The organism is Salmonella sp. NW38 (assembly GCF_051807745.1).
In the GTDB taxonomy this organism is placed as follows: Bacteria; Pseudomonadota; Gammaproteobacteria; order Enterobacterales; family Enterobacteriaceae; genus Salmonella; species Salmonella enterica.
The window spans coordinates 18,647-44,857 of record NZ_JAMMTO010000003.1 but is presented as its reverse complement, the minus strand read 5'-3'; the positions used below and the strand labels follow the sequence as shown (position 1 = coordinate 44,857).

22 protein-coding genes are annotated in these 26,211 nt (G+C 54.8%); 9 read left to right on the top strand and 13 right to left on the bottom strand.

All coding sequences use genetic code 11. The annotated features are described in order from the left end of the window. Window positions 1-115 precede the first annotated feature (115 nt). The 4 genes from dsbG (at window position 116) to NA624_RS06425 (ending at window position 4,072) form a co-directional block, all read left to right on the top strand. Window positions 116-862, top strand: coding sequence for a thiol:disulfide interchange protein DsbG (gene dsbG / locus NA624_RS06440; protein ID WP_000597129.1), 747 nt, complete (start codon window positions 116-118; stop codon window positions 860-862). A 316-nt stretch (window positions 863-1,178) separates the two neighbouring features. Continuing rightward, the gene (gene citR, locus NA624_RS06435; protein WP_000002494.1) at window positions 1,179-2,084 is read left to right on the top strand and encodes a DNA-binding transcriptional repressor CitR; all 906 of its coding nucleotides are present in this window, start codon (window positions 1,179-1,181) and stop codon (window positions 2,082-2,084) included. Between the two features lie 162 nt (window positions 2,085-2,246). After that, window positions 2,247-3,482 (top strand): phosphoadenosine phosphosulfate reductase, encoded by a 1,236-nt coding sequence (locus NA624_RS06430; RefSeq protein ID WP_000118135.1) that lies wholly within the window; start codon window positions 2,247-2,249, stop codon window positions 3,480-3,482. Next, window positions 3,455-4,072 carry an IbrB-like domain-containing protein gene (locus NA624_RS06425; RefSeq protein WP_001164698.1) on the top strand — a complete coding sequence of 206 codons (618 nt, stop codon included), beginning with the start codon at window positions 3,455-3,457 and terminating at the stop codon, window positions 4,070-4,072. Before NA624_RS06430 ends, NA624_RS06425 begins: the two co-directional genes overlap by 28 nt. Here the strand turns inward: NA624_RS06425 and NA624_RS06420 are convergent, their stop codons facing one another. Next, a complete protein-coding gene (locus NA624_RS06420; RefSeq protein WP_001245597.1) occupies window positions 4,073-5,233 on the bottom strand; it encodes a pyridoxal phosphate-dependent aminotransferase in 1,161 nt (386 codons plus the stop codon). A 126-nt stretch (window positions 5,234-5,359) separates the two neighbouring features. Between NA624_RS06420 and NA624_RS06415 the strand changes: the two genes are divergently transcribed. After that, window positions 5,360-6,448, top strand: coding sequence for an oxidoreductase (locus NA624_RS06415; RefSeq protein WP_001016865.1), 1,089 nt, complete (start codon window positions 5,360-5,362; stop codon window positions 6,446-6,448). A 35-nt stretch (window positions 6,449-6,483) separates the two neighbouring features. On the opposite strand, the gene NA624_RS06410 is transcribed toward NA624_RS06415, so the two are convergent. The 7 genes from NA624_RS06410 to entC form a co-directional block, all read right to left on the bottom strand. Continuing rightward, a complete protein-coding gene (locus NA624_RS06410) occupies window positions 6,484-6,681 on the bottom strand; it encodes a YbdD/YjiX family protein (RefSeq protein WP_000460619.1) in 198 nt (65 codons plus the stop codon). 63 nt (window positions 6,682-6,744) lie between these two features. After that, the gene (cstA, locus tag NA624_RS06405) at window positions 6,745-8,850 is read right to left on the bottom strand and encodes a pyruvate/proton symporter CstA (RefSeq protein ID WP_001043107.1); all 2,106 of its coding nucleotides are present in this window, start codon (window positions 8,848-8,850) and stop codon (window positions 6,745-6,747) included. 181 nt (window positions 8,851-9,031) lie between these two features. Next, window positions 9,032-9,445, bottom strand: a complete 414-nt coding sequence (gene entH / locus NA624_RS06400) for a proofreading thioesterase EntH (protein ID WP_000637966.1) — start codon at window positions 9,443-9,445, stop codon at window positions 9,032-9,034. A 2-nt stretch (window positions 9,446-9,447) separates the two neighbouring features. After that, the gene (entA, locus tag NA624_RS06395) at window positions 9,448-10,203 is read right to left on the bottom strand and encodes a 2,3-dihydro-2,3-dihydroxybenzoate dehydrogenase EntA (RefSeq protein ID WP_000135728.1); all 756 of its coding nucleotides are present in this window, start codon (window positions 10,201-10,203) and stop codon (window positions 9,448-9,450) included. Beyond that, a complete protein-coding gene (locus tag NA624_RS06390; protein WP_001007166.1) occupies window positions 10,203-11,060 on the bottom strand; it encodes an isochorismatase in 858 nt (285 codons plus the stop codon). Before NA624_RS06390 ends, entA begins: the two co-directional genes overlap by 1 nt. Window positions 11,061-11,073: 13 nt before the next feature. Continuing rightward, entirely contained in the window at window positions 11,074-12,684 is a 1,611-nt protein-coding gene (gene entE, locus NA624_RS06385) for a (2,3-dihydroxybenzoyl)adenylate synthase EntE (protein ID WP_001222462.1), read from the bottom strand. Between the two features lie 9 nt (window positions 12,685-12,693). Further along, on the bottom strand, window positions 12,694-13,869 hold the full coding sequence (gene entC, locus NA624_RS06380) for an isochorismate synthase EntC (RefSeq protein WP_000367597.1): 1,176 nt from the start codon (window positions 13,867-13,869) through the stop codon (window positions 12,694-12,696). Between the two features lie 308 nt (window positions 13,870-14,177). On the opposite strand from entC, the gene fepB reads away from it, so the two are divergent. Then, on the top strand, window positions 14,178-15,134 hold the full coding sequence (gene fepB, locus NA624_RS06375; RefSeq protein ID WP_001238995.1) for a Fe2+-enterobactin ABC transporter substrate-binding protein: 957 nt from the start codon (window positions 14,178-14,180) through the stop codon (window positions 15,132-15,134). A gap of 62 nt (window positions 15,135-15,196) precedes the next feature. Here fepB and entS read toward each other — a convergent pair whose 3' ends face one another. After that, entirely contained in the window at window positions 15,197-16,441 is a 1,245-nt protein-coding gene (entS, locus tag NA624_RS06370; RefSeq protein WP_001081661.1) for an enterobactin transporter EntS, read from the bottom strand. A 109-nt stretch (window positions 16,442-16,550) separates the two neighbouring features. On the opposite strand from entS, the gene fepD reads away from it, so the two are divergent. Genes fepD through fepC form a run of 3 tightly spaced genes read left to right on the top strand, consistent with a single transcriptional unit; the run spans window position 16,551 to window position 19,338 of the window. Then, on the top strand, window positions 16,551-17,558 hold the full coding sequence (fepD, locus tag NA624_RS06365) for a Fe(3+)-siderophore ABC transporter permease (RefSeq protein WP_001277869.1): 1,008 nt from the start codon (window positions 16,551-16,553) through the stop codon (window positions 17,556-17,558). Then, the gene (fepG, locus tag NA624_RS06360) at window positions 17,558-18,547 is read left to right on the top strand and encodes an iron-enterobactin ABC transporter permease (RefSeq protein WP_000480064.1); all 990 of its coding nucleotides are present in this window, start codon (window positions 17,558-17,560) and stop codon (window positions 18,545-18,547) included. Before fepD ends, fepG begins: the two co-directional genes overlap by 1 nt. Continuing rightward, a complete protein-coding gene (gene fepC / locus NA624_RS06355) occupies window positions 18,544-19,338 on the top strand; it encodes an iron-enterobactin ABC transporter ATP-binding protein (RefSeq protein WP_000140622.1) in 795 nt (264 codons plus the stop codon). Before fepG ends, fepC begins: the two co-directional genes overlap by 4 nt. A 53-nt stretch (window positions 19,339-19,391) precedes the next feature. Here the strand turns inward: fepC and wzz(fepE) are convergent, their stop codons facing one another. From wzz(fepE) to fes, 4 genes are all read right to left on the bottom strand, one after another. Then, window positions 19,392-20,528 carry an LPS O-antigen length regulator Wzz(fepE) gene (gene wzz(fepE), locus NA624_RS06350; RefSeq protein WP_001139571.1) on the bottom strand — a complete coding sequence of 379 codons (1,137 nt, stop codon included), beginning with the start codon at window positions 20,526-20,528 and terminating at the stop codon, window positions 19,392-19,394. Between the two features lie 249 nt (window positions 20,529-20,777). Beyond that, entirely contained in the window at window positions 20,778-24,662 is a 3,885-nt protein-coding gene (gene entF / locus NA624_RS06345; protein WP_000194166.1) for an enterobactin non-ribosomal peptide synthetase EntF, read from the bottom strand. Further along, entirely contained in the window at window positions 24,659-24,877 is a 219-nt protein-coding gene (locus tag NA624_RS06340; RefSeq protein ID WP_000396006.1) for an MbtH family protein, read from the bottom strand. Before NA624_RS06340 ends, entF begins: the two co-directional genes overlap by 4 nt. Window positions 24,878-24,907: 30 nt before the next feature. Then, a complete protein-coding gene (gene fes / locus NA624_RS06335; RefSeq protein ID WP_000656586.1) occupies window positions 24,908-26,122 on the bottom strand; it encodes an enterochelin esterase in 1,215 nt (404 codons plus the stop codon). Window positions 26,123-26,211 lie beyond the last annotated feature (89 nt).

The window sequence follows — 26,211 nt, the reverse complement described above, 5'->3', positions numbered from 1 at the left end:
AGGATTACATCACCCCAGCATAGAAAGGGCAATCCCGGCACGCCAGCTCTTACCTATGTCTGTGATAGGCATCATCATTAATACTCTTTTCGCTTTGATCTTAAAAGGAAAAAATATGATTAAACGTACATTGCTGCTTGCTATGCTGCCCATTCTCGCCCACGCGGAAGAACTGCCTGCGCCGGTTAAAGCCATTGAAAAACAGGGCATAACAATCCTGAAATCCTTCGAGGCGCCGGGGGGCATGAAGGGCTATCTCGGAAAGTATCAGGATATGGGCGTCACGATTTACCTGACGCCGGACGGCAAACACGCGATTTCCGGCTATATGTATAATGAAAAAGGTGAAAATCTTAGCAACGCCCTGATAGAAAAAGAGATCTATGCGCCGGCCGGACGAGAAATGTGGCAGAAAATGGAAAAGGCGTCATGGATACTCGACGGTAAAAAAGACGCGCCGGTGGTGCTGTATGTCTTCGCCGACCCTTTCTGCCCCTATTGTAAGCAGTTTTGGCAGCAAGCTCGCCCGTGGGTCGAATCCGGCAAGGTACAATTACGTACGTTACTGGTCGGCGTGATTAAACCGGAAAGCCCGGCCACAGCCGCAGCGATTTTAGGCGCGAAAGACCCGGCGAAAACATGGCATGACTATGAAGCCTCCGCAGGAAAGATGAAGCTGGAGGTTCCGGCGTCCATCCCCCCGGCGCAGATGAAAGTCATTAATCAGAATCAGCAGTTAATGGACGATCTTGGCGCTAACGCGACGCCAGCAATTTATTACATGAATAAAGATAAGACGTTGCAACAGGTTGTGGGTTTACCGGAAAAAGCGCAACTGGACGCCATGATGGGGCAGCCTTAACGCAGAAATTAGCAAGGCAGAAGCTTAACCGTACCACGCCCGATAGCGCTGCGTTTGTCGGGCCAACCTCCTCCTGGCATTAACGCGACGCCAGACCAGCATATCATCCAGCACAGCTTTTTTAGACTAACGGCGTGATTATAAAAGTGTAAGTTATGTTCGTCTTTACTGTGATTATTTACTCGCTAAAATATTCATAACTGTGGTATTTTAGTTTAAATAAACTCTACATTAAGTTTAATAAACATAATTCTGGTAAATTATTGAGATTAAGTCATAATCATGGAAGATACCATGATTATGCCTGGAAGATACTATGGCTAATCTTTACGACCTTAAAAAATTTGATCTTAACTTGTTGGTTATATTTGAATGTATTTATCAACATTTAAGCATTAGCAAAGCGGCAGAAACTCTCTATATTACACCTTCTGCCGTAAGCCAGTCATTGCAACGCCTGCGCACGCAATTCAATGACCCTTTATTTATTCGTTCAGGTAAAGGAATTACGCCTACCGTAACAGGCATTAATTTACATTATCATTTAGAAAATAACCTTAACAGTCTGGAACAAACTATTAATATAATGAATCAGTCCAGTCTGAAGAAAAAGTTTATTATCTATAGCCCACAGCTGTTGATCACCCAATATGTGATGAAATTAGTTGAATATATTCGCAAAGATTCACAGGTTGAAATTGAACATCACGACATTTTGACCACTGACGAACAGCCTGAAGATCTTCTTGCCTACCGCAAAGCAGATATTGTGGTTTCAATGGCCCCACTCAATAATCGTTCTATTGTTTGTACTCACTTTAATAAGGTGGAATGTATCCTGGCTTGCAGTGAAAACCATCCCCGGCTAGGTGAAACCGCAACTATCGACGAAATTCTACAAGAGTCATTTACGCAATTCGTCGCCCGGAAAAACGATATAAAAGAGCATCATTCAGTTATCCATGATATGCTGGGGGAAAGAATAATTGGTTTCAGAAGCAAATCGCTGATAACCATCGCCAACGCCATCAGCGCCACGGAGCTTATTGGTTTTTTACCACAATCACTTGTTGACTATTACTCATCCACTATCAAACTTAAAAAAGTCTCCATACCTTTTACCATTGCTCCTGTACAACTCTATCTTATGTATAATAGAGCTTCGATGAATAATAGCGGATTTACTGAGCTCATTGAGTACATTACAAAAAAGCATGAATAAAAAGGTCAGGTAACGGGCATTAACATAAATTCAATCTATATATTTATAGAATGCATTTATTTAGTAAATATAATAAAGCATTGCAAGTTCATCTAATCTGCTTATCCTTTATGTTAATTATTTCGAATATACTGTAGTTAACACATCGGAGACTATCCAGAGATGTCGGTTTATAAAGTTCCGCTTGAGCAAAATGTTCTGGAAGCGGCTCAAGAGCGTATAATGTGGACCCTAGAAACCTTACCCCGGGTCTGCGTCTCATTTTCCGGTGGTAAAGATTCAGGACTTATGCTGCACCTGACGGCAACGTTGGCGCGCAAAATGAATAAAAAGATCCACGTTCTCTTCATTGACTGGGAAGCGCAATTCTCCTGTACCATCGCCTATATTGAATCATTACGTGAATACTACGCGGACGTTATCGAGCGTTTTTATTGGGTCGCATTACCCTTAACCACACAAAATTCCCTTTCACAATACCAGCCGGAGTGGCAGTGTTGGCAGCCGGGTGCCGACTGGGTACGACAACCGCCAGAAGATGCGATTACCGATCCGGCCTTTTTTTCCTTTTATCAACACGGCATGACCTTTGAACAGTTCGTTCGCGATTTTGCCGACTGGTTTTCAGAAAAGCGTCCTGCCGCTATGCTGGTCGGTATTCGTTCCGACGAATCCTATAACCGATTTGCCGCTATCGCTAACTCGCATAAGCTGCGCTTTGCCGACGACAAGCCCTGGACCACGTTAGCCCCTAAGGGTCACACCTGGTATATCTACCCCATCTATGACTGGAAAACCGCAGATATCTGGACCTGGTTCGCCAAAACAGGTAAACCATGTAACCCTTTGTATAATTTGATGTATCAGGCTGGCGTACCGCCCCGTTACATGCGTATTTGCGAACCGTTCGGCCCGGAACAACGACAGGGGTTATGGCTGTATCATGTTATCGAACCTGAGCGCTGGGCGGCCATGTGCGCCAGAGTCAGCGGCGTGCTCAGCGGAGGTATTTACGCCGGACAAGACAACCATTTTTATGGCCACCGGAAAATTTTAAAACCCGATCACCTTAACTGGGAAGAGTATGCGTTGCTCCTGCTACACAGTATGCCTGAAGTCACTGCTGAACATTACCGTAATAAAATCGCCGTTTATTTGCAGTGGTATAAGAAAAAAGGCATGAACACCATCCCACAGACGCAGCAGGGCGATATTGGATCGCGGGATATTCCGTCGTGGCGACGGATCTGCAAAGTTTTACTGAACAATGATTACTGGTGCCGGGCGCTGTCATTCAGTCCGACAAAACCTAAGAATTACCAGCGTTATAACGAACGTATGAAAGCTAAACGCCAGGAATGGGGGATCTTATGCAACACCGAATCACAGCCGAAATAACTCACTTTCTCTCTGAACTGCCTGAAGAAGAGAGAATCGCCGCCATTAATGAATTTAGAATGGCGATACATAACGTTAGTCCTTTTCGCGATGAGCCTGTCGATTGTGTCCTGTGGGTGAAAAACGATCATATTTCGCCTAATGACTACAACCCGAATAACGTTGCGCCGCCGGAGAAAAAACTGCTGCTTAAATCGATTGAACAAGATGGGTTTACTCAGCCGATAGTGGTGGTAAAGGCCGATGCCGAGGAGTACGAGATTGTGGACGGTTTTCACCGTCATGAGCTGGGCAAAGGAAAAACGGTCCTGAAAAGGCGTCTGAAAGGCTACCTGCCGATAACGTGTCTGGACAGAGAACGTCACGAACGCATGGCGGCAACCATTCGGCATAACCGCGCGCGCGGACGCCACCAGATCCACGCCATGTCAGAAATCGTGCGCGAACTTTCTCTGCTAGGCTGGGACGAAAGCAAAATCGGCCAGGAGTTAGGTATGGACGCCGATGAAGTCCTGCGCCTGAAACAGATCAACGGCCTGCAGGAGCTTTTTGCAGACCGTCGATTCTCCAGAGCGTGGACGGTTAAATAACTACAGTTTACACAGGCGCTCTGCGGCGGCCAGCAGCGTTGATTCCTGTTTAGCGAAACATAAACGTATAAGCTGATGCGGGAAAGGGGCGGCGCAAAAGACAGAGAGCGGAATAGCGGCGACGCCGACTTCTTCGGTTAGCCACTGACAAAACTCAACGTCATTTAGCGTCGACACTGCGCTGTAATCGATTAACAGAAAATAGGTACCTTCACAGGGCAGCACTTTTAATCGGCTTTGCGCCAGCGCGTTAACCAGCACATCGCGTTTTTTCCGGTAAAAATCGGGTAACGCGCGATAGTGTTCCGGCGCGGCGCGCAGCATATCCGCCAGCGCCAGTTGCGCCGGCGTATTGACGCAAAACGTCAGGTACTGGTGAACTTTGCGTATTTCGGCGCTAATGGCCGCAGGCGCAACGCAGTAACCAATCTTCCATCCTGTCATATGAAAGGTTTTACCAAACGATGAAACGGCAACCGCCCGCTCTCGTAACTGAGGGTGCGCCAATACGCTGGCATGACCTTCGACGGCAAAACAAATATGTTCGTACACTTCATCGCTTAACACATAAATTTCCCGCTCGCCGATAGCCTGCCACAGCGCCTCGATATCCGCCTGACGCCAGACGGTAGCGGTGGGATTATGCGGCGTATTGAGGATCACCAGCCGCGTGCGCTCGCTAAGCAACGCCGAAAACGCCTGCCAGTCGACGCGAAAATGCGGCGGCGTAAGCGCTATGCGTTTTAACACGCCGCCGGAAAGCGCCACGGCCGGGGCATAGCTGTCGTAACTGGGATCGAAACAGATAACCTCATCCCCTGCCCGCACCAGCGCGGTAATCGCCGCATACAGCGCTTCTGTCGCGCCCGCCGTGACGGTGATATCACTGACGTCATCGGGTCGATAACCATATATTTCCGCCGTTTTATCGGCAATGGCCTCCCGCAGCGCCTGCGCGCCCGTCATCGGCGCATATTGATTCGCGCCCTGCGCGACATGATAAGCCAACCGCTCGTGCAAATAACGAGGACCATCAAAATCAGGGAAGCCTTGCGATAAATTTATTGCCTGATGTTTCTGCGCCAGCGCGCTCATTTGCGTAAAAATCGTGGTGCCAAGATTGGGCAATTTGCTTTTTGGAATCAGTGGGTTATTTCTCATTATCTTCATACCCGCCAGTGATGTGGTTGTTGACACACTATCACAGGGTGTTAGTATTTGGCAATCAAGACGTTTAGATGTCTAAATATAATAACAACGGTGAGAAGACCCTAAGGACAACACAACATGAACCACACTGAAATCCGCGTCGTTACCGGCCCGGCGAATTATTTTTCCCATGCTGGAAGCCTCGGAAGACTGACAGACTTTTTCACGCCGGAACAGCTTTCCCACGCCGTTTGGGTGTTCGGCGAACGCGCGATTGCCGCCGCCCGGCCTTACCTGCCGGAAGCGTTTGAACGTGCTGGCGCAAAACATCTGCAGTTTACCGGCCATTGTAGCGAACGCCATGTTGCCCAACTGGCGCACGCCTGCAACGACGATCGTCAGGTGGTGATAGGCGTCGGCGGCGGCGCGCTGCTCGATACCGCCAAAGCGCTCGCCCGCCGTCTGGCGCTGCCGTTTGTCGCTATCCCGACCATCGCGGCGACCTGCGCCGCCTGGACACCGCTTTCCGTCTGGTATAACGACGCGGGACAGGCGTTACAGTTCGAAATTTTTGATGATGCCAATTTTCTGGTGCTGGTCGAACCGCGCATTATTCTGCAGGCGCCCGATGACTATCTGTTAGCTGGCATTGGCGATACGTTGGCGAAATGGTATGAAGCCGTTGTGCTTGCGCCGCAGCCTGAAACGTTGCCATTGACCGTAAGACTGGGCATTAACAGCGCGTGCGCTATTCGCGATCTCCTGCTGACCAGCAGCGAACAAGCATTAGCGGATAAACAGCAGCGTCGGCTGACCCAGGCATTTTGCGACGTGGTGGATGCGATTATCGCTGGCGGCGGTATGGTCGGCGGCCTCGGGGAACGCTATACCCGTGTCGCCGCCGCCCATGCGGTACACAACGGTCTGACCGTCCTGCCGCAAACGGAAAAATTCCTGCACGGAACGAAAGTGGCTTATGGCATTCTGGTGCAAAGCGCGCTACTGGGACAAGATGACGTGCTGGCGCAATTGATTGCAGCGTACCGGCGATTTCATCTGCCGGCCCGACTTAGCGAACTGGAGGTGGATATTCATAACACCGCCGAGATCGATAGGGTAATCGCACATACCCTGCGCCCGGTCGAATCCATCCACTATTTACCGGTGACGTTAACGCCAGACACCCTGCGTGCGGCGTTTGAAAAAGTTGAATTTTTCAGAATATAGCCTGGTGACGTTGCGCTTATCAGGCCTGGCAACACTCAGCAGCAACGCGCGCCGCCTTTTCCACCATAGCGCGCATCCTGCCGCTCGCGGAAAAATTCTTCATAGGTCATCGGCGTCTGATCCGGATGCGTTATGCGCATATGTTCCACATAGTTGTCGTAGTCTGGCACGCCAATCATCATTTTTGCTGCCTGTCCCAGATATTTTCCGGCTTTCGAAAGCGTATCGAACATCGTTGTCACCTGTCATCCAAATGCCCTCTCCTTATTCTGGAGAGGGCTATTGATGTAAAAAGATTAGTGCGCGCCTTTCGCCTGCGTCACGATCTCATCCACATTTTCCGGCATCGGCTCATACGGCGTTTCATTCGCCGTCGGTTTATCAATCTTCAGAGCGGCCAGCGCCGTCTTAATAGAGAAGATCGCCAGCACCACGACCACCACCATAAAGAAGATGGTTAGCCCGGCATCCAGACGGTTATTGAATACCAACTGCGCGAGCTGCGATTCGGTGTACTGCGGCGGAATATTGCCGCTGTCGATCATCGCCTGGAACTTATTGGCAATGGCCAGGAAGCCGATTTTCGCATCCGGACTAAACGCTTTCTGCCAGCCCGCCGTCAGCGTACAAATCAGCAGCCAGGCCGTTGGCACCAGCGCGACCCACGCATAACGCTGACGCTTCATTTTGAACAGTACCACGGCGCAAAGCATCAGCGCCATCCCCGCAAGCATCTGGTTAGCGATGCCAAACAGCGGCCACAGGGTGTTAATACCGCCCAACGGATCGACCACGCCCTGATGGAGGAAATACCCCCACGCTAGCACGCACAATGCCGTAGCAAGCAGGTTCGCTGGCAGCGAATCGGTACGTTTCAGCCCTGGCGACACTACGCCCAACAAATCCTGCAACATAAAGCGCGCCGCACGGGTACCCGCATCCACCGCCGTCAGAATAAACAGCGCTTCAAACAGAATGGCAAAGTGATACCAGAACGCCACATCCATCATGCCGCCCAACGCGCCATGTAAAATGTAGGCCATCCCTACCGCCAGAGTTGGCGCACCGCCTGCGCGGGAGATAATGGATTGTTCGCCGACTTCATTGGCAATCTGGTGTAACGTATCCGGCGTGATAGCGAAACCCCAACTGCTGACCACCTGCGCAGCAGAAGCAACGACATCCGCAGTCCCCGCTGGCGCCAGTACCGCCATCGGGCTATTCATCGCAAAGTAAACGCCCGGATCGATAATACAGGCCGAGACCAGCGCCATAATGGCGACGAAAGATTCCATTAACATCCCGCCGTAGCCGATAAAGCAGGCCTGGCCTTCGTTGGCCAACATCTTCGGCGTCGTGCCGGAGGAGATGAGCGCATGGAAACCGGATACCGCGCCGCAGGCGATGGTGATAAACAGGAACGGGAACAGGTCGCCTGTCCAGACCGGCCCTGTACCATCAACAAATTTGGTCAGCGCTGGCATAGTCAGCGTTGGACGCATGATCAGAATCCCAACCGCCAGACCGACAATCGTACCAATTTTCAGGAAGGTAGAGAGATAATCACGCGGCGCGAGCAGCAGCCAGACCGGCAGTACCGCCGCGACAAAACCATAACCCACCAGCATCCAGGTAAGCTGCACGCCAGTAAAATCAAAGTACGGCGCCCAGGTTGGGCTTGCCGCCACCCATCCGCCGGAAATAATAGCGAAAATAAGAAATACCAGCCCAATGACCGATACCTCGCCGATGCGCCCCGGACGCAGATAACGCAGGTAGATGCCCATAAAAATCGCCAGTGGAATGGTGAACGCAACAGTGTACGTTCCCCACGGGCTATGGGTCAGCGCTTTCACCACGATCATCGCCAGGACGGCCAGAATGATCACCATGATCATAAAGCAGGCCACCAGCGCGATCACCCCGGCCGTCGCGCCCATCTCCTCTTTAACCAGCTCGCCAAGCGAACGCCCATCACGCCGGGTCGAGACGAACAGCACCATAAAGTCCTGCACCGCTCCCGCCAGCACAACGCCCGCCAGCAGCCAGATCATCCCCGGCAGATAGCCCATCTGCGCGGCCAGTACCGGCCCGACCAGCGGACCTGCGCCAGCAATGGCCGCAAAATGGTGACCAAAAAGCACTTTTTTATCGGTCGGGACATAATCCAGACCATCATTATGACGTACCGCGGGCGTCATACGCGTTGGGTCAACCGCCAGCACTTTTTTGGCGATATAGAGCCCATAAAAACGATACGCAATAAGATAGACACAGACCGACGCCACCACGATCCATAGCGCGTTGATCTGTTCCCCACGATTTAACGCAATATAGCCCAGGGCAAACGCACCCAATACTGAGAGCGCTGTCCAGACGAGGTATTTCCCTGATTTATTCATAGTTGTTGTCCGTTTGGGTGTTCCAGAGAGATGTTACATTTTGTTTCTATAACACCTTTACCGTAATTAACAACACAACAACATGATAAAACCGGATCGTTACCCATTTTTTACATTACAGTGTTAACCAGATCACTTCCTTTCTTCGTTAACGCTGCAATTGCATTTTACTTTGCCAGAACTATCCCATTACCGCCGTTCCCAGGCGACAGGTGCAGCAGCGCCTCCCCTGCTCGTCAAAGAGCGTAATTTCCCAGCTTTGATTCTGCCGCCCCAGATGCAGCGGCAGGCAAACGCCGCGTACTTTCCCCTGCGAGACGGCGCGGTGGTGGGTGGCGTTTAACTCGGTCCCGACCACGCACTGCCCGTCGCGGGTCATCAGATAACCCGCCATTGATCCTAACGTCTCCGCCAGCGCTGCCGATGCGCCGCCGTGTAGCAGACCAAACGGTTGATGAGTGCGGGCATCGACGGGCATTTCCGCCTCCAGCACGTCATCGCCCAGACGGGTGTAAACAATGCCCAGATGCGCCACCAGCGTGTTCTGACTGGTAGCGTTCAATTCATCCAGCGTTAAATGCCGTTTCCAGATCATCGTCAGGCTCCCAATGTTGAACCACCGTCCACCACGATATCCTGCAAGGTAATGTGGCTGGCCAGATCGGAGGCAAGAAACAAAATGGTATTGGCTATCTCCTGCGGACGGGCGATTTTACCGAGCGGAATACCGAGCTTAAACTGTTCGCCGAAACCGCGGATACGCTGCTGTTCGGCATCTTCACTCACCCATAAAGTGCGCTGCATATCGGTGTCAGTCGAACCCGGCGACACCACATTACAGCGTACCCCGCAGCCCGCCAGCTCCAGCCCTACGGTTAGCGCCAGGCTTTTCAGCGCCGCTTTAGAGGCGCCGTAAGCGCTCATACCGATACGCGGCGTATGCGCCGCATCTGAGGCTACGGTGACAATCGCCCCTCCCTGCTGACGGCGAAACTGCGCCATCGTCTGCGAAAACAGGTTAAATGCCCCGCCCACATTAACCGCAAACGTCTGCTGCCAGTCGTCGACGCTAAGCGCATCGGTCGCTCCCATACGCAAAATACCGGCGGCGTTGACCAGCACATCCAGCCGCGGCGTTTTTTGCAACACACGCTGACACACCTGCGCAACCTGTGCGGCATCCGCCACATCCATGACTTCGGTAGCAAAGGGATAATTCTCTTGCGTAAATTCGCGATCGAAGCCGATCACCCGCGCCCCGGCGTCAACAAACGCCAGCGCCGTCGCATAACCGATTCCTTTCCCCGCCCCGGTCACCCATACCGTTTTGTCTGAAAAATCAAAGCTGGCCATTACTCTACCCCGCGAGAAAGCAGCGCCCACCAGGCGTCAATGGTCGGATTTTTCGCCAGCATCACGAAGTCGATATCGCCGTGTACTTTACGCCAGCGCGCCGCCAGCCCCATCATGCGTACTGAATCCAGGCCATAATCAATCAGGTTTTCATCATCCAGCGGCTCGTCAGTCTCATCCAGCAACGGCAGAATCAACGCCCGCAGCGCCGCTTTACTGGCAGGAACCGGCGTCGGCAGCAGCGATTCAGTCATGACGACGCGACCGGAACGCCCCGCCACATAGTTCAGCGCCATCAGATGCTCTTCCCGGCTGAAATCCGCCAGCGCATCCGCCACCATAAACGGCTTAATGTCGCGCATAAACGCATCGGTAGCGGTGGTCATACAGCCAATATGCGCATACACACCGGTAATGATGAGCTGATTGCGTCCGGTATCTTTTAACATCTGTTCCAGCGGCGAGCGGTGAAACGCGCTATAACGCCACTTCACCAGCACCGTATCCGCCTCATCCGGCGTTAAGGCTTCTACCACCTTCTGCTGTTCCGGAGAGCGCGTCAGTCCCGGTCCCCACATATCATTGAGTAACGCGCGATCTTCATCGCTTTGCTCTTTCGGCTGAGCGGTGTAATAGACCGGGATATGATGTTCCTTACAGTACTGGCGCAGAGCGGCGATATTGGCAATCACCTGGTCCATCATTGGGCAGTTGCGGCCCCAAAAGCTGACAAAGTAATCCTGCATATCGTGGATGAGCAGCGCCGCGCGCTCCGGCTCAAATGCCCAGTTCACTTTGTTGGTCGGGATATCCAGTGCGGTGGGCAGCGCGTAAGACTGTAGTTTCGGAATGGCCATCTCTCTTTCTCCTTCAGAGCGGTGAACGTGACGCCAACCGCTGGCGTAATTGTTTTTTATCGACTTTACCAACCGGCGTCAGTGGCAGTGACGCAACGCACTCCACGCGATCCGGTAATTTAAATTCCGCCACGCCCTGCTCTCGCAGGAAACGGCGTACCTGTACCGCTCGCAGCGGCTCTTTTACCACCAGATATGCGCAACTTTTTTCCCCCAGCAGTTCATCTTCCATGCTGACCAGCGCCGCATGGATCACCGCCGGGTGGCGCAGTAACAGGTTTTCTATCTCTTCGGCGGCTATCTTCTCGCCGCCCCGATTGATCTGATCTTTTTCACGCCCGTGAACGGTGATGTAGCCGTCTTGATCAATGGAGATCAGATCGCCGGAGCAGTAAAAACCGTTGGCGTCAAAGGCGCTGGCATTGTGTTGCGGACTGTTGAAATAGCCGCGAAAAGTATAGGGGCCGCGCGTCATCAGACGACCAATCTCGCCCGGCGGCAGTGGATTCCCGTCGGCATCCGCCACCCACACTTCGTCGTCCGGACACATGGGTCTTCCCTGGGTATTGATAATCCGTTCCGGACTATCGTCCAGCCGGGTATAGTTCACTAACCCTTCCGCCATGCCGAAGACCTGCTGCAACTGACAGCCAATTTCAGCCGGAATACGGGCGGCCAGCGTCGCAGAAAGCCGCGCGCCGCCAACCTGCAATAACCTTAATGACGCCAGCGGCGCATTACCGCCCCACTCCTGGATAGCCTGTAGCCATAGACTGACCGCGGGCGGCACCAGCGCCGTGGCATTAATCTGGTGTTTTTCGATCAGCGGGAAACAGAGCGTGGCGCTGGGATCGGTCGCCAGCACTACCGTTCCTTTGGCGAGAAAAACGCCCAGCGCGCCCGGCGAACTCATGGCGTAGTTATGCGCGGCGGGAATCGCGCACAGAAAACGCGTCTCCTTGTTGAAACCGCAAATCTCATTGCTGCGGCGCACGCTGTAGTAATAGTCGTTATGGGTACGGGGAATAAGCTTTGGCGTGCCGGTAGTACCGCCGGAAAGCTGAAAGTAGGCCACTTCGTCAGCAGGTGATGGCGTGGCGGTGAAATCTTCCGCCGCCTGCCGCATCGCCGCGTCCAGGCTGTGATCGCCGTCGTCGTTGCGCAATAACACCACCCGCACAGAGCGGTGTTCAGCCACAAACGTGTTGAGAAAGTCCTCCCCGGCGAACAGCGTATGTTGGCGATCGGCAATCACCAGCGTCGGCGCGATCTGCATCGCATAGGCGTTAAGTTCGGTACGTTGATGGCTAAACAGCGCCAGAACGGGCGCTACGCCAAGCTTCAACAGGGCGAAAAAGGTGATATACAGTTCCGGTACATTCCCCAGTTGCACCAGAGCGGTTTCGCCAGGTTTGATGCCCTGACGGCGTAAACTGCAGGCCAGATTATCCACGGCCTGGTTGAGCTGGCGATAGCTGAATGCGCGCTCGCCTTCAATGACCGCCGTCTTGTCGCTGTCAGCGTGGCGGGTCAGAATATCGGTCAACGGCACGTCTTGCCAGTAGCCTTTTTCACGATAACGGCGGGCAAATTCATCCGGCCAACGGGTGAAAGGTATACGCATCATCGTTCCTTAATGCAGTCCAAAAACGTTCAACATCGTAGAGAGCTTGACGCCGGTTTCCCGCCACTCGCCGACTGGCGAAGAGGCAGGGACAATCCCGGCGCCGGCGAACAGGCGCACCTGATTACCTTGCAATTTCGCACAACGAATCGTCACTACCCACTCGCCGTTTCCTTCGGCGTCGCACCAGCCGACAATGCCGCCAAACAGTTCACGATCGAACGGTTCCAGTTCAGCAATCAGCTTTTTCGCGACCTGATGGGGGAAACCGCTTAACGCAGGGGTCGGATGCAGCAGACAGGCCAGCGTCAGCGCGTTTTCTCCGGCGTTGGCCTTGCCCTCAAACGGCGTACCGAGATGCCATAGCGTCGGCGTGGTGATCAACTGCGGAGAGGAAGGTAATTGCAGTTCCGTGCTGCGATCGCGCAGGATCTGCTTCATCGCCTGCGTCACCAGCTCATGTTCATGGCGATCTTTTTGTGAAGCCAGCAGTCGGTTTCCCGCCTCGCGATCCAGAACGTCATCCGGCTGTCGGCGTGCCGAGCCTGCTAACGGCAGCGAACTAAACCGCTCGCCCTCTTTGCGTAGCAACAATTCGGGGCTGGCGCCCAGCAGAACGCCGCCATCCGCCAGTGGCACATGGAAGTTGTAACTAACTGGATTCTGCGCAACCAGCCGCTCCAGCAATGCTCCGCTATCCACCGCCACATCAGTGGTGATATCTATTAGCCGGGAAAGCACCACTTTATCGACGTCTGGCGTGGCGGTCAGCATAGCCGCGCGTGCGACCATTGCTTCAAAAGCATCCTGCTCCGGAATCGCCTTTCGCGCCGTCACCGTCAGTGGCTGATGGTCAGTAAAATAACGCGCCGTGCGCTGCTTTTGCTGGCGGGAAAAGGACTGCCACGCCATCGGGATAAATAGCGACGACGGCTGACGGGTATCAAAGGGGATCGCCCCCACCAGGATAGGGTTGGCGATGCCCTGCGATTTGGCCTCGGCAAATTGCTGGCGCAATTTCTGCTGGAAAGGGCTATCCGGCGAATCTCCGGCAACCGCAGGCTCGGTATAACGGGCGAAGCACCCGGAAGTGGTAAAACTGCGATACGGCGACATGAAGAAAAAGCGATCGGGAGCAAGCGTTGCCATTGTCTCCTGAGCGTCCTCGGCCAGTGACATATCCATATCATCCTCCAATGATAAAGGCTTATATACACTTCATCTTTCAAGCTGCCTCTTTGTTGGCTGCGCTCAGAAACCCCGGTCACACAGTTATCTATGGTCGCGGGGATTTCTTCCCTTGCCGTTGCGATGCTTCTTGAATGATTTTGTGTATAATAATGATTATTATTTCTATTTTTAGTGCGCTAACCTAAGAGTAAAACGTCGCTCTGTCAACTCTGGTCATGAGTTAAATGGCACTAAGGCTTGCATCTCGCTGCTGCTGACATGAAAATGAGAAGCATTAACTTTATTAATAACAGGACGCTATTGTGAGACTCCCCGCCTTTTATCGTTGGCTGCTTTTAGTGGTTGGTTTATCAATTTCAGGAATATCCTTAGCCCAGGACGCCGGTTGGCCCCGGCAAATCCAGGACAGCCGCGGCGTTCATACTCTGGACCACAAACCCGCGCGTATCGTCTCTACCAGCGTGACGTTAACAGGCTCGCTGCTGGCGATTGATGCGCCCGTCGTCGCCAGCGGGGCCACTACGCCGAATAACCGCTTTGCTGACGATCAAGGGTTTATGCGTCAGTGGAGCGACGTAGCAAAGGCTCGCCATGTCGCCCGGCTGTATATCGGCGAACCGAATGCCGAAACGGTCGCCGCGCAAATGCCGGATCTCATTTTGATTAGCGCCACCGGCGGCGACTCCGCGCTGGCGCTTTACGATCAGCTCTCCGCTATCGCGCCGACGCTCGTCATCAATTATGACGATAAAAGCTGGCAGAGTTTGCTCACGCAACTTGGCGAGATCACCGGTCAGGAGAAACAGGCCGCCGCGCGAATAGCGGAATTTGAGGCGCAACTGACGACGGTTAAACAGCGAATCGCCCTGCCGCCGCAGCCGGTTAGCGCGCTGGTGTATACCCCTGCCGCGCATAGCGCCAATTTGTGGACGCCAGAATCAGCACAAGGCAAGCTATTGACGCAGTTAGGCTTTACGCTGGCGACATTGCCCCGAGGGCTGCAAACCAGCAAAAGCCAGGGTAAGCGCCACGATATCATTCAGCTTGGCGGTGAAAATCTGGCCGCCGGGTTAAACGGCCAATCTCTTTTCCTGTTTGCCGGCGACAACAAAGATGTCGCGGCCCTTTACACCAATCCGCTGCTCGCGCACCTGCCAGCGGTGCAAAATAAGCGCGTCTATGCCCTGGGCACGGAGACGTTCCGTCTGGATTATTACAGCGCAACGTTGCTGCTTAACCGGCTGGCCGCCCTGTTTTAGCCTTATCGGAGTCTTATCCGACTGACCAGACCGATTTTGTCAGTCGGATAAACGCCTCTTCATCAGCCAGCATCGCTAACCGGCGGCGTCTGGCGAAAACGACGTAGCTCGCCCAGCACTAACAGCAGCAGCAAACCAATAATTACCAGCCCGAATCCACTCACGCTCGCGGAAGCGACCGGCGTCATCATTGCGCCAAGACCGCCTAACAGCGCCGCGCCGATAGCGTCTCCCGTGACGTTTTGCGCAGTCCACAGGCCGTTCATTCTCCCCAGCATATTTTCCGGCGTCTGGGTTTGCAGCAGGGTATATTGTAATAACGAACTGATGGCGCTAAGCCAGCCAAACAGTGCCAGACAGATAACACCTGCGATCCAGACCGGCATGATGGCGAACAGCCCCACCGCCAGAAAAGAACCCACTGTCGAAACCAGCATAATGAGCCCCGGACGAACGCTATGCGCCAGTTGTCCGCTGGTCAGCGCGCCAATGGCCGCCCCCAGCGGAATTGCCGCATACAGCAAACCGATTTGCGCCGCCGACATCTGCCAGCTCATCGCCAGCGCCGGATAGAGGACGCGTACCGCGCTTGCCATCGTCACCAGGCCGCCAAGCAGCGCAATACCGCCGATAAGCGGACTGGCGAGCAAAAAACGAAATGCCGCCAGTAACGCGATAAATGGATTTTCCCGCGGCTGCGGAGGGACAGGCAGTCGCGGCAGCGTCAGTAACGGCAATAGCGTAATAAACGTCCCGGCGGCCGCCAGCCCATAGTTCCAGGCTACACCGCCGCTGGCAAGCAATATGCCCCCCAACATCGGCGAAATAACCGATCCCAGACGTACCGTCAGCATGGTAATCGCGCCGGCCTGCATCAGATTTTCTCTTCCGACCAGCGCTGGCGTCGCCGCCAGTAACGCGGTCACGCCCAGAGACGCGAAAAAGCCGTCCCACAGGCCAAGGAGATATATCGCCAGCAATGATGGTTCCGGCAGCAGCGCGTTCACGCACAGGCCAATAAAGCCAATACCGCAAGTACCGCGCGCCAGCAGAATCACCTTTTTACGTTCGTAGCGATCGGCCAGTACGCCGCCCACCATTAAGCCAATAAACATGGCGCCGCCGGTTAACGTTACCGACAGCCCTACCTGCCAGGTGGAGTGCGTCATCATTTGGATCTGTACCGGAACCGCCACGCCAAGCAGCCCCAGCGAGACAATAGAGATAAAACGGGCCAGAAATACTGCGCGAAATGCAGGGTGCGTCTTCAACAGGCTGAGATTGAGCAGCCAGGATTGTCGATTCATTACAACGCCTTAATGCGAGTTTTTTAAATATCCATTCAATGGCTGCACATGCTAACATAACCAAATAAGATAGATAACGATAATTACTATCATTATCAGGGAAGTTACTATGTCATGCTCGTTTTCCGTGACGCGCGCGTTTGCCGTGCCCGGATTGTTGTTATTACTGAGTCTCGCCGCGGTTTTAAGCCTGGTCATTGGCGCGAAACCGCTGCCCGCCGCCGCCGTGCTGGAGGCGTTCACCGGCGTATGCCAAAGCGCCGATTGCACCATCGTCCTGGATGCGCGTTTGCCGCGTACGCTGGCCGGATTACTGGCAGGCGGCGCGTTGGGTCTCGCCGGGGCGCTCATGCAAACACTTACTCGCAACCCGCTCGCCGACCCGGGAATTCTGGGCGTTAACAACGGCGCCAGCTTCGCCATTGTACTGGGCGCGGCGCTGTTTGGTTTCTCCACGCCGCTGGAACAGCTTTTCATGGCATTTAGCGGCGCGCTTATCGCATCGCTGATTGTCGCCTTCACCGGTAGTCAGGGCGGCGGCCAGTTAAGCCCGGTCCGCCTGACACTGGCGGGCGTGGCGCTTGGCGCGGTACTGGAAGGACTGACCAGCGGCATCGCGCTGTTAAATCCAGAGGTCTATGACCAGCTTCGCTTCTGGCAGGCGGGATCGCTGGACATTCGCAGCCTGCAAACGTTGAAAGTCGCGCTTGCGCCCGTGGTTATCGCAGGGATCGTGGCGCTATTTCTGAGCCGTGCGCTGAACAGCCTGAGCCTCGGCAGCGATACCGCGACGGCGCTGGGGAGTAAAGTGGCGCGCACCCAACTTATCGGTTTACTGGCGATTACCGTCTTGTGCGGCAGCGCAACGGCGCTGGTTGGCCCTATCGCCTTTATTGGTCTGATGATGCCGCATATGGCGCGTTGGCTGGTGGGCGCAGACCACCGCTGGTCGCTGCCAGTGACGCTACTGGCAACCCCTGCTCTGCTGCTTTTTGCCGATATTATTGGTCGTCTGTTGGTGCCGGGCGAACTCCGCGTATCGGTTGTCAGTGCATTTATCGGCGCGCCGGTACTTATTTTTCTGGTACGCCGTAAATCGAACGGAGGCGGCCTGTGATGTTTCTTTCTCGTCGGCTTATCGTAAGCTGCCTGCTTCTGGCGGCTGGCTGCTTCGCCATTGGTTTATGGAGCCTGCAAAGCGGCGCCGTGCCTCTTGAGACCGGGCAGATTATTGCCGCGCTGTTGGGCGACGCGCCGCGTAACATCACCCTTGTCGTAACCGAATGGCGACTACCGCGCGTATTAATGGCGTTGCTGATTGGCGCTGCGCTTGGCGTCAGTGGCGCGATTTTTCAGTCGCTGATGCGTAACCCGCTAGGCAGCCCTGATGTGATGGGCTTTAATACCGGCGCCTGGAGCGGCGTACTGGTCGCAATGGTCCTGTTTGGCCAGCATCTTACCGCGATCGCGCTGGCGGCAATGGCGGGCGGTATCGTCACGTCATTGATTGTCTGGCTGCTCGCCTGGCGTAACGGGATTGAAACTTTCCGGCTGATTATCATCGGTATCGGCATCCGCGCGATGTTAGTCGCCTTTAATACCTGGCTTCTGTTGCAGGCGTCGCTGGAAACGGCGCTCACCGCCGGCTTATGGAACGCCGGGTCGCTCAACGGTCTGACATGGGCAAAAACCTGGCCTTCGGCGCCGCTGATTATTGTGATGCTGACAGGCGCCGCGCTACTGGTGCGTCGTATGCGGCTGCTGGAGATGGGCGATGACAGCGCCTGCGCGCTGGGTGTTAGCGTGGAGCGGTCACGCCTGATGCTGATGCTGGTGGCGGTGTCGCTCACCGCTGCGGCAACGGCACTGGCAGGCCCCATCTCGTTTATTGCCCTTGTCGCGCCGCACATCGCCCGCCGTCTTAGCGGCACAGCGCGCTGGGGATTAACCCAGTCGGCGCTGTGCGGCGCGTTGTTACTACTGGCCGCCGATGCATGCGCGCAGCAACTGTTTATGCCTTATCAGCTTCCAGTGGGCGTGGTCACCGTCAGCCTCGGCGGTATTTATCTTATCGTCTTGTTAATTCAGGAGTCCCGCAAAAAATGACCGAATCCGTAGCCCGTTTGCGCGGCGACCAGTTAACGCTGGGTTATGGCAGCTATACCGTCGCAAAAAACCTTAATGTTTCGATTCCGGACGGCCATTTTACCGCCATCATCGGCCCTAACGGCTGCGGCAAGTCAACGTTGCTACGCACGCTAAGCCGTCTGATGACGCCTGTTGATGGCCATGTCTGGCTGGATGGCGAACAAATACAGCGTTACGCCAGTAAAGAGGTGGCGCGGCGCATCGGATTGCTGGCGCAAAACGCCACTACGCCGGGCGATATCACCGTACAAGAGCTGGTCGCCAGAGGGCGTTATCCGCATCAGCCGTTATTTACCCGCTGGCGCAAGGAAGATGCCGACGCCGTCGCCAGTGCCATGCGTGCAACAGGTATCACCTCACTGGCGACGCAAAGCGTAGATACTCTGTCCGGCGGCCAACGCCAGCGGGCGTGGATAGCCATGGTGCTGGCGCAGGAAACGTCCATCATGCTGCTGGATGAGCCGACAACGTGGCTGGATATTAGCCATCAAATTGATTTGCTGGAATTGTTAAGCGATCTCAACCGCGAAAAAGGTTATACGCTCGCCGCCGTCCTGCACGACCTGAATCAGGCCTGCCGATACGCCACGCATTTGATTGCATTACGCGAAGGTAACATTGTCGCGCAGGGCGCGCCGAAAGAGATTGTTACCGCAGAGCTTATCGAAAAAATCTATGGGCTGCGCTGTATGATTATCGACGATCCGGTTGCCGGGACGCCGCTGGTGGTACCGCTGGGGCGGCGATAGTCGTTCACACAGATGACAAAGCCGGATAATCGCTATCCGGCTTTTCGTTTAAATCAGACTAACCGTTCATCTATCGCCAGCGCGTTTTCCATTTTACGCGAGACCATCGCGTGACGCAGTAATACGCCGCCGCAGGCCATCATACCGCCAATCAACGCCGCCAGAATAATAATGATCGCTTTACCCGGGCCATCTTTTTTCACTGGCAGAGACGGCGACAGTTGATATTTAAACGGGGTAAACTTCACGTCGCTCACATTCATTGCCGCCAGTTGTTCAACATGGTATTGACGGTTACGCAAATCACCGTCGATCTCGGCCACGTCCGTTACCCCTTTTTCAATTTCCAGTTTGCGGGAAATACCATCCGCGCCGAGAGAAATAGAAAAATCCGGATCATCTTTTACCGCCTGACCATTACTGTAAACCGGTCTCTTAATGCCGGCGGCGTTGGCGATTTCCAGCGAATAATGGAGACGTTGAATATTGGCATCAAGCTGGTTTTTGAGACGCACCCGATCCATCGCCAGCTTTTCCTGCTCATAGCGGGTTTTGATTTCCAGCTGGTTACGAATATTTTCCAGCGTCTCTTTCACGACGATATCAGAGATGTACTGAATATAGCCAGCCAGCACTTTTTGCGCTTCTTCCCGCGTCGGCGCGGTAAAACTCAACGTCCACGACGTGAATAATGACGTTTCATTTTTCTTGCCGACATTACTGTCCACCGCTTTCATTTTTTCGCTCAGCACGACAATCGCCCGGTGAAGATCCTGCTCGTCTATTTGCGCGCCTTTTAATTGATCCATGACATACGGAGAAGAACGAAGATATTCTTCCAGCAGCGAGGGCGAGCTAAACTTTTTAATAAACAGATTAAAGACGCTGGCCCGATCAACGCTTACCTCCATATCCAACACGCGCAGCGCGGTCAACGTTCTCTCCAGCCCCTGCCACTGTACCGACTCCGCCGGTGTGACAATCGCCTGGCTGGTCCATTTTTGCGGCAGCAGAAAGGACAGAAGTAACCCCACGCACGCAAAGGCGAAAACGGTAGCAAGAATACGACGTTTCGCCTGCCATAACACCTCTATAAGGCTAAACAAATCGATTTCATGACTGTTGGCGGGCGGCAGTGAGTAACCTGCAAGTGACTGATGTTTTTCTTGTTTTACATTAAGAGATGGCATGCCGTATGACCTGAAAACTTTATCCAATGAAAGAACACATTCCTGTCAGAGATTCTAACAGCAAGTCAGAATTATCCGAAACACTCTTTGCGCGCCAGTGCCCGAAAAGCTAAATATTCGGAATTAAACTTGCCTGTAGCATGTATCACTTATGTTAAAAGAATTAATCGTTGCAATAAAAAACCCATAATAATTAGTAATTATTATGGGTTTCAGGATTTAATTTGTTAAAGGCAGAAACAACGCCCGTTATTTATTAATGAGCTCGCTGATGATGGGCCCGATAGTTTCAAAAGCGGAGGGAGAAATAATATCTACATGCGCGCACGGCTGGCGATAAATAGCCAAAGACGCTATCCACGGCGACCAGCTCTGTTCAGGCGATACGCCTTCCGGCACCGTTTTATCCGCCACAAAGAGCGTAGCATGTCCATCAAACGGTACGCTATGCGCCGTCGTCAGCAAACGGACGGCATCCGCATAATTGCCTTCAATGGCGGTAAATAAGGCTTCGGAGGCATTTCCCTGCTGAGCGGCGACAAACGCTGCGCGTTCACGTTCAATTTCCGCCAATACGTCCGGATTGAGGCCATTCGCCTCTTTTTCCCGCCAGTTTTGCGTTTCCGGCGGCCAGGTGTCCAGTAACCCCAAAAACGCTACGGTTTCGCCGCGTGCGCGCAACCGGGCGGCGATCCCTTGCGCCAGCGTCCCGCCCAGCGAATAGCCTAATAAATAATAAGGGCCATGCGGCTGCCGCACGAGCAAAGTCGCCAGATGATGTTCACATACCTCATCAAGGGTGGTTGCGGTTTGCATAGGGCCAGCGGGGCGCGGCGACTGAATCCCCATAATCGACCACGACGGGCTGAGATAGCGTGATAATACGCTAAATTGCCAGGCGAACCCCGACGCCGGATGGAAACAAAATAACGTTGGACCATCGCTTTCACGCAGCGGCAACAGCGGCCCGAACCCCAGATTGCGCGAGCGTTCGTCATCGTCAGTATCGAGCAGCTTACTCAACTGCGCCACGTCAGACGCCACCATCACCTGCCCCGGCGTCACCTGGCGATTAAACGTCTGGCTTAGCTGCGCGGCCAGTTTCATCGCCAGCAGCGAGTGTCCGCCCAGCGTAAAGAAATCACTTTCAACATCGTTAATCTCACAGCCCAGCAGGCGGGAAAACGCCGCGGCGACAGCAATCTCCGTTGCGGACTGCGGCGCACGCCCTTTCACGCGCGGCGTCAGGTCCGGCAGCGGCAGGGCTTTACGATCCAGCTTGCCATTAGCGTTAAGCGGCAAACCGGCAAGTTGCAACAACACAACCGGCACCATATGCGCGGGAAGTTTTTGGCGTAATTTTTCCTGCAGCGCCGGTAAATCCAGCGGCAAACCGGAGTGCGACACCAGATAGCCGACCAGTTGCCGGGCATCCCCGCCCGTCGCCGCCGCCTGATTAAAGACGCAGGCATGTGCTACCGCCTGTTCAACATCCGGCAGCGTTTGCATGACGCGGTCAATCTCGCCCAGTTCAATACGTTGACCCCGAATTTTGAGCTGATCGTCGCTGCGCCCCAAGTACTCCACCGCGCCGGAATCCAGCCAGCGCGCCACATCTCCGGTACGGTACATCCGTTCGCCTGGCGCAAAAGGATCGGCGATAAAACGGCTGGCGGTAAGATCCGGACGCCCCAGATAGCCCTGCGCCAGTTGGATACCGGTAAGATAGAGATCGCCAGCCACGCCCGGCGGCACCGGCTGCATATGCGCATCGAGAATACGTAAACCGGTATTCCAGACGGGATAACCAATCGGGATGCTGTTGCCGTCAACAGCCGCCAGCTCATCACCACAGGCCGGATACCAGCTCACATCCACCGCGGCCTCCGTTGGTCCGTACAGATTGTGTAGCGGCGCGTTGGTTAACGTCTCCCATTCGCGGCACAGCGCCGTCGGCAGGGCCTCGCCACTACAGAAAACGCGCTTTAAGGAAGCGCAGCTTTTCCCAGCCGACGCTGGCGTGAGCGAGGCAATAAAGGCCGCCAGCATCGACGGCACAAAATGGGTGGTCGTGACGCCGTATTGCGCAAAGAACCGTTGCATCGCGAGCGGGTCGCGGTGCGCTTCCGGTTCAGCCATCACCAGTTTCGCCCCGGCGATAAACGGCCAGAAAAATTCCCATACTGAGACGTCAAAACTGCACGGCGTTTTTTGCGCTACTACATCATCCGCCGTCAACGGATAGTGATCCTGCATCCACAGCAACCGGTTGACTATCGCCGTTTGTCCCACCATCACCCCTTTCGGCCTGCCCGTCGAGCCAGAGGTGAAAATGATGTAAGCGGTATGATGCGGTAACGACAGCCCCAGCGGAGTGGCGTCACTGACCGGTAGCGGTTGGCTATAACACAAATATTCCATCCCCGGAATATCGTGAAAGCGCGCCAGCTGCGCCTGAGTCGTAATTAACAGTTTCGGCTGCGCATCTTCCAGCATCATTCGCAGCCGATCGTCAGGATAACCGGTATCCAGCGGCAGCCAGGCGGCGCCCGCCTCGACAATGCCATGCAGCGCTAAGGTCAGGAAAACCGACCGCGGCAACGCCACCGCCACGCTATCGCCAGGCTGAACGCCGCGTTCCCGCAGCGCGTACGCCAGCGCTACAACCTGTTCGCGCATTTCACGGTAGGTAAAATGATAATGCGCATCTGCCAACGCGGAAACCTCTGGCGTTTTTTGCGCCTGCTGCGCCACCAAATCGCTAAGCGTGGCGGCGGGAATCGTTACCGCCGTATTATTAAGGTGTGTTAATTGCGTTTGTTCTTCCGCCAGCAGCATTTGCGCATCGCCGCAGCACAGCGCCGGGTTATCCGCAAACTGTGTGATAAGCGCCATCAACCGTAAGGCATGGCGGGAGAGCGTGGCATCATCGTAACGCTGTGCATTCGCCAGCAATTCAATATCCAGACCGCCGTTTTCATCCGGAAAAAGCGCCAGTTCAAGATCGTTAACCGGCCCCGTCGCCAGGGTATGGGTTTGCGCCTGTATGCCAGGAAGATCCAGATGATAATCAAACACTTTTATGTTGAGCACCGGGCCAAATAGCGGCGTCTCCCCTGCGGCTCGCCCGCTATCGCGTACAATCTGTTCGGCGTCGTAACGCTGGTGGCGGCGCATCTTCTTTAACTGCGCCGCCAGACGCTTCGCCAGCGTTGGCAGATCTTCCGTCGCATGAAGGTTAACCGCCAGCGGCAACACGTTAAGGACAGGCCCGGTCGCCGTTAACGCCGCCGAGCCCATCCGCCGCATAAAGATAAATCCGGCGGCATAATCCATTCGCCCGCATAATCGTCCCAGCCACAACGTCACCAGCGCCAGGGCAAGATCCGCTCGCGGTATCTCAGGCATGTGCGCCGCCAGTTGGCGAAACGCCCCCGCCGGCGCGCTCAATTTCATACGCAGAATACCCGCGCTCGCCGACCGCCCCGGCAGCGGCGCGGCAGAAATTGACGCCGGCGGCGGCAGCTCGCGGCGCTGCTGCGCCCAGAAGGCGCCGTCACGCTGCCAGGCCTCGCTCTGGCGATAGCGCTGATATTCCTCGACCACATCCGCAAAGGGGGTAAAAGGCGACTCCGGTGTAGGGGCCTCGCTCTGCCAGGCGCGATAAATCGCCGCAATCTGGCGGGTTATCGCCGGGAAGCTAAAGCCATCCACCAGCAAATGGTGATAGCGCTGATACCAATACCAGCGGGTATCATCAATGCGGATTAACTGGTGAAAAGCCAGCGGCTTACCGCTATCTGCGCGCAGGTTTTGCCGTAAATCCGCCTGCATTAACGTCAGCGCCGCGTGATGCGGATCGGGCTGGTCGCGTAAATCGGCAATCGGGGGCTCGCCGAAGGTGCGCTCAGGATCTATCCATTGCCAGACCTCGCCGTTCTCTTCGGTAAAACGCATCCGTAGCGTATCCGCCTGTTGCATCCCTACCGCTACCGCTTTTGCCAGCAAGGGGGCATCCAGCTCGCCATTCAGTTCCACGTAGTGCGCCACGCTCCAGGCGGAGGGTAAATCAGAGAGTTTTTCCGCCATCCAGATCCCCGGCTGAGCGGCGACTAACGGTAAACGCTGCGTCATTTCGCCTCCTGCTTATCGGCATAATGGGCCGGATTCAGTGTTGTCCAGCGCGTATTAAGCCACTGCTGGCACGCGTCCTGCGATTGCGGTTCGCATACCACGTCCCAGCCTGCGGGAAGCGCGCACGCCGCTGGCCAAAGGCTGAATTGACGCTGCGCATTTTGCAGGATGTAAAACTGTCCCTGCGGATTATCGAAGGGATTACTGAATTCCATACTCAACTCCTGTCATGGACATGTGCCCGGTTAAAGCGTGTCGATAAGCGGCTGCCAAAGCAGCATCAGCCCTTGCGTTAGCCCGCCGCGCCAGCAAAGCGCATCGTGTCCGCCGTCAACCTGACGCCAGAAAATGGACTGCTGCGAGGTATTCAGTTGGGCATAAAGCGCCTGATTCGCCTGAAACACGATCGGCTCACGCACGCCGGCTTCCAGTACGATACGCAGTCCGTGCGCGCATAATGCGCCGGTTTTCAGCCGGGTAATGACTTCCCCCTCCGGCGGGGTGATGCGATGGGGCCACCAGAACGATCCTGACTGGCTTAGTACACAGCCAAAACGCGTCGGCCAGTTCAGGCCGGCATACAGCGCCGACAGGCCGCCAAAACTCTGTCCGGCGACCACCGTTCGCCCGGCATCATCGCTAAAAGGCGTCACGGCTCTGACTTGCGGCAACAGTTCCTGCTGCACCGCCAGCCAGAAGTCGGCATTGCAGGTCAACTCCTGGCTGCGGTGTTGAGTATCAATCGCGTCAATCAGCAGGTAGACGGCACCAGGAAGCAGGCGTTGATGAGTCAGCGAGGCGAGCGCGGGCCAGACGGGCATATTTTCCGCCCAGAATTGACCGTCCAGCAGAATAGCCAACGGTTTTTCCTCCGGCGCCTCGTCTCCGGTCGTCAATATCCATACGCGGCGGGAATTGCCCAGACGTGCGCTATGCCACTGCATCATCAAAGGCGGCGAGTACGGCGTTTCAGGACGATCCCATCCCGGCTGAAGGGGCGCATCCGGCATTTCCAGCGCTGAAACCGCATGACCACGTCCTCCCCGCCAGCTTTGCGAATTAAGCGGGTCGGCAATTGCCTGCGGTAATAGCTGTCGCCAGCCTTCACGCAGTGCGTTCCGATCGGGCGTTTCGCCCGGCGCAAAAGCGGCAAAAGCGTCATCGCGCTCGGTAGGAATAAAACAGTAGCTGCCGCGCCAGTTAGCGCTAAGCGCCGTGCTCCAGCGCCAGACATCCGTTCCGGCAATACGCGCCATCGTCTGAGGCTGCGCGTTTTGATGATGATCGGTTACGCCAGTGATGTAGACCCAGACATGCCGTATCGGGGAGTGTGTTTCGTTTCCCTGCGGGTCGCGCCACCAAAAAGTGACCCGATAATTTCCGTCTTTTTCCCGTATCCATTCCGGCCCGGTTTTCGTCCTCCACCAGGCCTCGCTTCCCGTTGCCAGCGCCTCTTTCATTATAACCCTGTGTTTATTATGAATTTTGTATATAAAAGGTGAAATATATTGATAATATTATTGATAACTATTTGCATTTGCAATAGCGT

What these genes read in the sequence shown, in the direction of transcription:
- NA624_RS06420 (WP_001245597.1), bottom strand. Translation starts at nt 5,233, where the DNA reads ATGAGAAATAACCCACTGATTCCAAAAAGCAAATTGCCCAATCTTGGC.
- entE (WP_001222462.1), bottom strand. Translation starts at nt 12,684, where the DNA reads ATGCGTATACCTTTCACCCGTTGGCCGGATGAATTTGCCCGCCGTTAT.
- entA (WP_000135728.1), bottom strand. Translation starts at nt 10,203, where the DNA reads ATGGCCAGCTTTGATTTTTCAGACAAAACGGTATGGGTGACCGGGGCG.
- NA624_RS06415 (WP_001016865.1), top strand. Translation starts at nt 5,360, where the DNA reads ATGAACCACACTGAAATCCGCGTCGTTACCGGCCCGGCGAATTATTTT.
- NA624_RS06390 (WP_001007166.1), bottom strand. Translation starts at nt 11,060, where the DNA reads ATGGCCATTCCGAAACTACAGTCTTACGCGCTGCCCACCGCACTGGAT.
- fepC (WP_000140622.1), top strand. Translation starts at nt 18,544, where the DNA reads ATGACCGAATCCGTAGCCCGTTTGCGCGGCGACCAGTTAACGCTGGGT.
- NA624_RS06410 (WP_000460619.1), bottom strand. Translation starts at nt 6,681, where the DNA reads ATGTTCGATACGCTTTCGAAAGCCGGAAAATATCTGGGACAGGCAGCA.
- fepG (WP_000480064.1), top strand. Translation starts at nt 17,558, where the DNA reads ATGTTTCTTTCTCGTCGGCTTATCGTAAGCTGCCTGCTTCTGGCGGCT.
- entF (WP_000194166.1), bottom strand. Translation starts at nt 24,662, where the DNA reads ATGACGCAGCGTTTACCGTTAGTCGCCGCTCAGCCGGGGATCTGGATG.
- cstA (WP_001043107.1), bottom strand. Translation starts at nt 8,850, where the DNA reads ATGAATAAATCAGGGAAATACCTCGTCTGGACAGCGCTCTCAGTATTG.
- dsbG (WP_000597129.1), top strand. Translation starts at nt 116, where the DNA reads ATGATTAAACGTACATTGCTGCTTGCTATGCTGCCCATTCTCGCCCAC.
- NA624_RS06425 (WP_001164698.1), top strand. Translation starts at nt 3,455, where the DNA reads ATGCAACACCGAATCACAGCCGAAATAACTCACTTTCTCTCTGAACTG.
- NA624_RS06340 (WP_000396006.1), bottom strand. Translation starts at nt 24,877, where the DNA reads ATGGAATTCAGTAATCCCTTCGATAATCCGCAGGGACAGTTTTACATC.
- entC (WP_000367597.1), bottom strand. Translation starts at nt 13,869, where the DNA reads ATGGATATGTCACTGGCCGAGGACGCTCAGGAGACAATGGCAACGCTT.
- fes (WP_000656586.1), bottom strand. Translation starts at nt 26,122, where the DNA reads ATGAAAGAGGCGCTGGCAACGGGAAGCGAGGCCTGGTGGAGGACGAAA.
- entH (WP_000637966.1), bottom strand. Translation starts at nt 9,445, where the DNA reads ATGATCTGGAAACGGCATTTAACGCTGGATGAATTGAACGCTACCAGT.
- NA624_RS06430 (WP_000118135.1), top strand. Translation starts at nt 2,247, where the DNA reads ATGTCGGTTTATAAAGTTCCGCTTGAGCAAAATGTTCTGGAAGCGGCT.
- fepD (WP_001277869.1), top strand. Translation starts at nt 16,551, where the DNA reads ATGTCATGCTCGTTTTCCGTGACGCGCGCGTTTGCCGTGCCCGGATTG.
- entS (WP_001081661.1), bottom strand. Translation starts at nt 16,441, where the DNA reads ATGAATCGACAATCCTGGCTGCTCAATCTCAGCCTGTTGAAGACGCAC.
- citR (WP_000002494.1), top strand. Translation starts at nt 1,179, where the DNA reads ATGGCTAATCTTTACGACCTTAAAAAATTTGATCTTAACTTGTTGGTT.